We start from the raw sequence: 8171 nt of genomic DNA on the forward strand, positions 1-8171 counted from the left end.
TCGAAACGAGTCCGGTGGGCCAGGGCGGGTCGGCTCAGGACGGGTCGGTCATCCAGCGGTCGGGGCGGGCGTCACGGCGTCCCGTGCGGGAGCGCTCGGCCTGCGCGGCCAGCAGCGCGCGGGCCTCGGCGGCGTCGCGGAGCCGTGCCGTCACCGTCTTGTCGGCGCCCGTGTCCACCCGCACGTCCGCCACGCCCCTGGCCCGCTCCCACGGCCCCTGCGACAGCCGTACGCTCTGCACCTTGGCGTGCGGGACCAGTGCGAGGGTGCGCCGCAGCAGGCCGGAGCGGGCCGCGAACACCGCGTCCGTGACGGCGAGTCCGTAGCCGCGCCACCACACCGGCACGCACCAGCGGGCGCGGCGCGGGGCGGGCGACAGGACCGCCGCTTCCGGGACGGTCACGCCGGGCAGCACCCGCGTGACGACGTCCTCGGCGATCTCGCGCGGGGCGACCGGTATCAGTACGGAGTTGGAGGAGCCGGCCACGTCCAGTTCCACGCGGACCCAGCGGCGGCGCCGCCACAGCAGCGGTTCGACGATCCGCACGGTCTGCACCCGGCCGGGCGGCACCGTCTCGTGGGCCCGGTCGAGCAGGCCGTGGTCGATGCGCAGGCCGTCCGGGGACTCGCCGACCGTCCAGTCGTATTCGGTGACGAACCGGCCCACACTGCTCGCGCCCGCCGCGCCCAGCAGCGGAAGGGCGACCGCGAGGACCGTCCACAGGCTGTGGGTGACCAGCCACAGCACCGGCGGGACCACGAGCGCCGCGGCCAGCGTCCCCCAGGTCGCGCCGGTCAGCAGCAGGGACACGGCCAGCACGCCGGGCGGCACCCGCAGCAGTTGCCGGCACGGCGCCTCACCGACCTCATGGGCCGTCTCGGGGGCGAGTCCGGCGGCCCGGGCGAGCAGTTCGGCGCGCAGCGCGCGGGCCTCGTCGTCGCCGAGGAAGGCCAGTTCGTCCTTCTTGTCGGTGCCTATGACGTCGAGTTTCAGCTTGGCGACACCCGCGACCCGGGCCAGCAGCGGCCGGGTGACGTCGACGGCCTGGATCCGCTCCAGCCGGATGTGCGCGGTGCGGCGGAAGACGAGCCCGGTGCGGACGCGCAGTTCGGTCTCGGTCACCGCGAAGTGCGTGAACCACCAGGAGCAGAAGCCGTACAGGGCGGCTGCCGGGACGAGGACGGCCAGGCCGACGAGCAGGGTGGTGGTCGTCAGCCGGGACAGGTTGCGCTGGGCGCCGTCGGGGTCGTGCACGGCCCAGCCGACGAGCACGGCGATCGGTGCCCAGGCTCGGCGCAGCGGCGTGACCGGGTGCAACCGCCGCTCGACGGGACCGTCACCGGCCCGGCGGCTCACCGGGGCCCCGCTTCCGGCCGGGCCGTCGGGGGCGGGTTCGTTCCGCGCCGTGCCGCTCCCGGACGGGGTGCTGCCGCCCGAGCGGTCCGTCCCCGCCGGATCGTCGCCGGCCGGGCCGTTTCGCGTCGGGCGGTTTCCCGCCGGGTCGTTCCCGAGCGGGTCGGTGCCCGTCCCGGCGGCTCCCGGCGGCGTCACAGCCCCGCCGATCGGGCCTCGCCCAGCTCGGTGAGCCGGTCGCGCAGGCGTTCCGCCTCGGCCGGGTCCAGGCCGGGGATGGTCGCGTCGGTCGCCGCGGCGGCCGTGTGCAACTGCACGCTGGCCAGCCCGAAGTGCCGCTCGACGGGCCCGGAGGTGACCTCGACCAGCTGCATGCGCCCGTACGGCACGACCGTTTCCTCACGCCACAGCACACCCCGGCTGATCAGCAGGTCGTCGGCGCGCTCGGCGTAGCGCCAGGAACGCCAGTTGCGCTCGATCATCACCCAGCCCCACACGGCGAGGGCCAGGGGCAACAGCGCGAAGGCGGCCCAGGCGGGCCCGGCCAGCAGCCCCGGCACGAGTCCCGCCGCCAGCGTGATCAGCCCGAGCCAGACGACCAGCAGCAACCGCCGCATCTTCAGCAGCCCGGGCGGCAGGGCGATCCACTCGGGCTCCCCGGCATCCGCCGCAGCGTTTCGCGCCGGGCCGCTCCCGCCCGGGGCCGCCGGTCCGGTGAAGCCGTCCGCCCCCCTCGTGCCCGTCTCGTGCGGGCTCCCCGTCTCCATGAGGCCAGCGTACGTACGAGAGACTGTGTCCATGACTCCTACGACGGAGACCACGGTCGGAATCGGCGGCGCCGCGGAGAGCACCGACATGGTGCTCAACATCGGGCCGCAGCACCCGTCCACGCACGGCGTGCTGCGGCTCAAGCTCGTCCTGGACGGCGAGCGCATCACGCACGCGGAGCCGGTCATCGGCTACATGCACCGGGGCGCGGAGAAGCTGTTCGAGGCGCGTGACTACCGTCAGATCATCATGCTCGCCAACCGCCACGACTGGCTGTCGGCGTTCTCCAACGAGCTGGGCGTGGTGCTCGCCGTGGAGCGGATGCTCGGCATGGAGGTCCCGGAGCGGGCCGTGTGGCTGCGCACCCTGCTCGCCGAGCTGAACCGGGTGCTCAACCACCTGATGTTCCTCGGCTCGTACCCGCTGGAGCTGGGCGGGATCACCCCGATCTTCTACGCCTTCCGCGAGCGCGAGGAGCTCCAGCACGTGATGGAGGAGGTCTCGGGCGGGCGGATCCACTACATGTTCAACCGCGTCGGCGGCCTCAAGGAGGACCTGCCGGCCGGCTGGACGGGACGCGCGCGCACCGCCGTCGCCGACGTCCGCTCCCGCATGGACCGCTTCGACGACCTGGTCCTGGGCAACGAGATCTTCCGCGGCCGCACCCGCGGCGTCGGCGTGCTGTCCCCGCAGGCCGTGCACGCCTACGGCGTCAGCGGGCCGATCGGACGCGCCTCGGGCGTGGACTTCGACCTGCGCCGCGACGAGCCGTACCTCGCCTACGGCGACCTGCAGGACACCCTGAAGGTGGTCACCCGGCAGGAGGGCGACTGCCTCGCCCGCTTCGAGTGCCTGCTGGAGCAGACGCACAACGCGCTCGACCTGGCCGACGCCTGCCTCGACCGGCTCGCCGAGCTGCCGCCCGGGCCGGTCAACCAGCGGCTGCCGAAGGTCCTCAAGGCACCCGAGGGCCACACCTACGCCTGGACCGAGAACCCCCTCGGGATCAACGGCTACTACCTGGTCAGCAAGGGTGAGAAGACCCCGTACCGGCTGAAGCTGCGCTCGGCGTCGTACAACAACATCCAGGCGCTGACGGAACTGCTGCCGGGGACGCTGGTGGCGGACATGGTGGCCATCCTGGGGTCGCTGTTCTTCGTCGTCGGCGACATCGACAAGTAAGGGCTCACCGAGGCAGGCAAGGGCTCACCGAGGGAGCGGGTCCGCGATGCCCACCGGCTGCACCAGCCAGCCGAAGTCGCCCAGTCCGCCCGGCGCGGTCAGTTCGGCGGCCTCCCCGGCGCTCGCGAGGGCGCGCACGTAGCCGGCGGGGTCGGTCGAGGCCAGCGCGAGCGGAGGGCGGGCGCCGGTCACGCCCAGGGCGTGCAGCGCCTCGCGCTGGGGGAGCAGCCGCCCGCCGGGCCGTGCGCAGGCGTCCAGGGCGACGTGGGCGGTGAGGTCGCAGGAGCCGTCCGGCACGGGCGTGGTCTCGCGGCCGTCCCGGAAGCCGGTGAGCGTTCCGTAGGGCGGCCGCGCGTCCGCGGTGTGCGCGTAGTCCACGGCGACGGCGAGCCCCCGGCGGAGCGTCCCGGCCGCCGAGGCCCACGCCTCGTCCCGGGGCAGTCCGATCTCGGCGCGCTGCCCGGCCTCGCCGGGCAGCGGCCACCAGCGCTCCAGCCAGCGGGCCTCTGCCCCGGCGACCGGGTCCCCGAGCCGCTCGGCGCCGTCCCGCCGCACCAGCACCAGCCGGGCGGTGCCCGTGCCGTCCACCTCCGCGACCTCGACGGGCACGTTGTCCAGCCATTCGTTGGCGAAGAGCAGCCCGGTCACCTCCCCGGGAGGCTCGGCCAGCCACTCGATCCGGTGATCGAGTCCCGGGGGCCGCCCGGCGACCTCGACGGCGTACACGCGCGTGCGGGCCGCCACCTCGGCGGGCAGCGCGGCCAGGACGCCGGCGGCCAGTTCGCCCCGCCCGGCCGCCATGTCGACGAAGTCCAGCGTCCCGGGCCGGCCCAGCGCCTCGTCGACCCGGCACAGCAACCGCGCCACGGCCCCGGCGAACAGCGCCGAGGCGTGCACCGACGTACGGAAGTGCCCGGCCGGGCCCGCGCCGGCCCGCCGGTAGAAGCCCCCCGGCGCGTACAGCGCCTCGTGCGCCGCCGCACGCCACCCGCGCCACTCGTTGCCGGTTCCCGTCGTCACCGGGCCAGGCTATGCGCACACAACGCACGCAACTCCACCTTGCGGAGTACGCGCGCCCGGTCCGGATCGGCCCTCCGGTTGACCCCTGCACCTATTCCGCTTCCCTACGCTGGGTTACGTGCAGCGCCTCTATGACTTCCTCCGCAGGCACCCGACGTGGGTCGACGGCTCCTGGGCCGTGGTCCTCCTCGGGGTCTCCTTGGTCGGAGGGGCGACGGGCGTCTTCGGGCCCCCCGCCGCCGCCGTCCCGCTCACGGTGCTGCTCTGCCTGGTGGTGGCGCTGCGCCGCCGCATGCCGGAGAAGATGCTGCTGCTCGCCGCCGCCGTCGGGCTGGCGCAGCTGATCACCGACGTGGAGATGACCCCCGCCGACTTCGCCATGCTGGTGATCGTCTACACGGTGGCGGCGGAGGGCGCCCGGTGGGCCTCGCGCTTCGCGCTGGGCGCCGGCCTGTGCGCCGCCCCGGTGGCCCATCTGCGCTGGCCGAACGAACAGGACAGCGTCGCGGCCGGCGTCGCCGCGGCCGTCTTCATGACCGTGCCCTTCGCGCTGGCCTGGGTGCTCGGCGACTCCATCCGCACCCGCCGCGCCTACTTCGCGCAGCTGGAAGAACGGGCCGCCCGGCTGGAGAAGGAGCGCGAGGCGCAGTCCAAGGTGGCCGTCGCCGCCGAACGCGCCCGCATCGCACGCGAGTTGCACGACGTCGTCGCGCACAACGTCTCGGTGATGGTGGTCCAGGCCGACGGCGCCGCCTACGTCCTCGACGCCGCCCCCGACCAGGCGAAGAAGGCCCTGGAGACCATCTCCTCCACCGGCCGCCAGGCCCTCGCCGAGATGCGCCGCCTGCTCGGGGTGCTGCGCACCGGGGAGCACCAGGAGGCCGGCGAGTACGTGCCGCAGCCGGACGTGCAGCAGATCGAGGACCTCGTCGAGCAGTGCCGCGGGTCGGGCCTGCCGGTCGACTTCAAGGTCGAGGGCACGCCCCGGCCGCTGCCCAGCGGCGTCGAGCTGACCGCCTACCGCATCGTGCAGGAGGCGCTCACCAACACCCGCAAGCACGGCGGGCCCAACGCGGGCGCCAGCGTGCGCCTGGTGTACTTCGACGACGGCCTCGGCCTGCTCGTCGAGGACGACGGCAAGGGCGCCCCGCACGAGCTGTACGAGGAGGGCGGCTTCGACGGCCAGGGCCACGGCCTGATCGGCATGCGCGAGCGGGTCGGCATGGTCGGCGGCACCCTGGACGCGGGGCCGCGCCCCGGCGGAGGATTCCGCATCAGTGCCCTGCTCCCGCTCAAACCGGCGCACTGACGTCGCCGCACGCCCCTCGCTGACACCTGTCACGCCGTGGGAATCACCCGAGATGTACCGCCCTGTCACCCCCGAGAACCGTCATGACGACACGGAAGAGGCCCCCGATGACGATCCGCGTGATGCTCGTCGACGACCAGGTGCTGCTGCGCACCGGGTTCCGGATGGTGCTCGCCGCCCAGCCGGACATGGAGGTCGTCGCCGAGGCGGGCGACGGCGTCGAGGCCCTGCAGGCGCTGCGCGCGACCCAGGTCGACGTGGTGCTGATGGACGTGCGCATGCCGAAGCTGGACGGTGTGGAGACCACCCGCCGGATCTGCGCGGACACCGACCCGCCGAAGGTGCTCATCCTGACCACCTTCGACCTCGACGAGTACGCCTTCTCCGGGCTGAAGGCCGGCGCCTCCGGCTTCATGCTCAAGGACGTGCCCCCGGGCGAACTGCTCGCCGCGATCCGGTCGGTGCACAGCGGTGACGCGGTCGTCGCCCCCTCCACCACCCGGCGGCTGCTGGACCGCTTCGCGCCGATGCTGCCGAGCACCGCGCAGCAGCCCCAGCACAAGGAGCTGGAGCGGCTCACCGACCGCGAGCGCGAGGTCATGGTGCTGGTCGCGCAGGGCCTGTCCAACGGCGAGATCGCGGCCCGCCTCGTCCTGTCCGAGGCGACCGTGAAGACGCACGTGGGCCGCATCCTGACCAAGCTGGGCCTCAGGGACCGCGTGCAGGTGGTGGTACTGGCCTACGAGACGGGACTGGTCCGGGCGGGCGGACACGGCTGAGCGCCCCCGCGGGCGGGCCGCTACCTGAGGATCCCCTCCAGGAACTCGCTGCCGAGCCGGGCCACCACCGTCACGTCCAGCTGGTGCAGCACGTAGCGCCCGCGGCGGCGCGTGGTGAGCAGGCCCGCCTTCTTCAGCAGGGCCAGGTGCCGCGATATCTCCGGGGCCGTCATGCCGAGCACCTGCGCCAGCTCGCCCGTGGTGTAGGCGCTGCGGGCCAGGAAACGGCAGATCCGCATGCGCACGGGGTGGGACAGGGCCGTCATGCGCAGCGCCAGCTGGTCGAGGCTCGGCGGGGCGGCGAGCTCGGGGGAGCCCACCGGGTAGTGCAGCACCGGCTGCCAGCCGTGGCGGTGCAGGACCATCAGGTGCGGCCAGCCCAGGCTCGTCGGCACGAGCAGCAGCCCGCCGTCGCCCGTGGTCGTGACGTCGTCGCCGCCCAGTTTGTCGACGGTGAGCCGGGTGCCCGTCGCGTCGAGCGTGATCGCGCGGGACACCGCGGCCAGCATCCCGGGCAGGCCCTTGTGCCGCAGCAGGTCCGTCTTGTGCCGTGCGTCGGCGGCGAGCTGGTGGCGCAACCGGCCCCAGGCCTCCGCGAAGAACGCCTCGTCGCAGTCCCGCAGGAACTGCCGCAGCCAGGCCCGGATCGCGGGCGGGTCGGCCAGCAGCCGCTCGGTGAAGCGCAGTTGCTGCGGCCCGCGCGCGGCGGCCAGCTCCAGCGCCCGGCGGCGCACCCCGGGGTCGGACAGCGGGGTCGGCCCGCACGTGCCGTAGCCGACGGCGCAGGTGAACTCCAGCGCCGCGTCGACGAACTGCTCGTCGGACAGCTTGTCGAGCTGGTCCAGCTCCTCGGCGAGGGTGCCGCCCGGCAGCGCCCCGCCCTCCGGCAGACCGGCCCACGGCATGAACAGGTCGGAGAACGTGGACCGCCACAGGAAGTCGGCCTCGCACATCCGGTCGGCCAGATGCGGGTCGAGCCGCGCGCTCACGCCCGTCACCCAGCCCTGCAGGCCCGGGTGGTGCGCGGGCTCCGACAGCGCGTGCAGGGCCATGCCCAGCTCGGCCAGGGGCGAGGGAACGACGGCGACCCTCTCCGGCCGCAGCCCGGCGATGTCGATGTGCACGCTCATGACCTCATGGTGCACCCCGCCACCGACAACGCCCCCGACGATTGACGGCCCCCGTCAATCGACGCGACGGCGCCCCGGGCGCGGGCGCACGGTGGAGGCACCGGGGCAGCCGCGGAGCCTTCGGACCTCCATCACCCCGTCCCGCAGAGGCGATCCACCATGAGCATCACGCAGCAGTACCTCCTCGACACCCACCGCGCCCGCTCGCTGGGCGACGCCGCCCCGCCCGCTCCCGGCACGCACGACTGGCAGGTCGTGCGGGAATGGCGCGATGAACGGCAGTTCCGCGCGGTTCTGGCCGGTCGCCCGGCCCGCCGCCGTCTTCGGGACGTTCTGGCCCGGTGGCGCCGGCGCCCCGCCGGGGCCGCCTGAGCCGCCCGTGCCCGGGCGGCTTCCGCGCGGTTTCGGCGGAGGCCGGCCCGTCACGGAGCCGCCTGCGCCCACGCGCCGGCGGCGACGCCAGCACCCCGCCCGGCTGACCTCCCCGCTCCCGGCAGGCACGACTGGCAGGTCGTGCGGGAATGGCGCGATGAACGGCAGTTCCGCGCGGTCCTGGCCGGTCGCCCGGCCCGCCGCCGTCTTCGGGACGTTCTGGCCCGGTGGCGCCGGCGCCCCGCCGGGGCCGCCTG

Annotated in this window: 8 protein-coding genes; 4 read left to right on the forward strand and 4 right to left on the reverse strand. The window is 74.4% G+C overall.

Annotated elements, in window-relative coordinates; genetic code table 11:
- Positions 1-34: 34 nt before the first annotated feature.
- Entirely contained in the window at positions 35-1357 is a 1323-nt protein-coding gene (locus tag Q5694_RS10445) for a PH domain-containing protein (RefSeq protein ID WP_333932285.1), read from the reverse strand.
- Positions 1358-1548: 191 nt separating this feature from the next.
- Positions 1549-2121: a PH domain-containing protein gene (locus Q5694_RS10450; protein WP_333932286.1), complete on the reverse strand. Its 573-nt coding sequence runs from the start codon at positions 2119-2121 to the stop codon at positions 1549-1551.
- A gap of 31 nt (positions 2122-2152) precedes the next feature.
- On the opposite strand from Q5694_RS10450, the gene Q5694_RS10455 reads away from it, so the two are divergent.
- Positions 2153-3304, forward strand: a complete 1152-nt coding sequence (locus tag Q5694_RS10455; RefSeq protein ID WP_333932287.1) for an NADH-quinone oxidoreductase subunit D — start codon at positions 2153-2155, stop codon at positions 3302-3304.
- 24 nt (positions 3305-3328) lie between these two features.
- Here the strand turns inward: Q5694_RS10455 and Q5694_RS10460 are convergent, their stop codons facing one another.
- Entirely contained in the window at positions 3329-4324 is a 996-nt protein-coding gene (locus Q5694_RS10460; protein WP_333932288.1) for an SAM-dependent methyltransferase, read from the reverse strand.
- A 118-nt stretch (positions 4325-4442) separates the two neighbouring features.
- Between Q5694_RS10460 and Q5694_RS10465 the strand changes: the two genes are divergently transcribed.
- Both Q5694_RS10465 and Q5694_RS10470 read left to right on the forward strand, forming a co-directional pair.
- Positions 4443-5633, forward strand: a complete 1191-nt coding sequence (locus Q5694_RS10465) for a sensor histidine kinase (protein WP_333932290.1) — start codon at positions 4443-4445, stop codon at positions 5631-5633.
- Positions 5634-5740: 107 nt separating this feature from the next.
- Complete coding sequence (locus Q5694_RS10470) at positions 5741-6412, forward strand: response regulator transcription factor (protein ID WP_333932291.1); 672 nt, start codon at positions 5741-5743, stop codon at positions 6410-6412.
- 20 nt (positions 6413-6432) lie between these two features.
- On the opposite strand, the gene Q5694_RS10475 is transcribed toward Q5694_RS10470, so the two are convergent.
- Positions 6433-7542 carry a DUF5937 family protein gene (locus tag Q5694_RS10475; protein ID WP_333932292.1) on the reverse strand — a complete coding sequence of 370 codons (1110 nt, stop codon included), beginning with the start codon at positions 7540-7542 and terminating at the stop codon, positions 6433-6435.
- 159 nt (positions 7543-7701) lie between these two features.
- Here Q5694_RS10475 and Q5694_RS10480 point away from each other — a divergent pair, with 159 nt between their 5' ends.
- Positions 7702-7914, forward strand: a complete 213-nt coding sequence (locus Q5694_RS10480) for a hypothetical protein (protein WP_333932293.1) — start codon at positions 7702-7704, stop codon at positions 7912-7914.
- The last annotated feature ends 257 nt before the right edge of the window (positions 7915-8171 follow it).

The sequence above is a fragment of the Streptomyces sp. AHA2 genome (assembly GCF_036857595.1).
Lineage (GTDB): Bacteria > Actinomycetota > Actinomycetes > Streptomycetales > Streptomycetaceae > Streptomyces.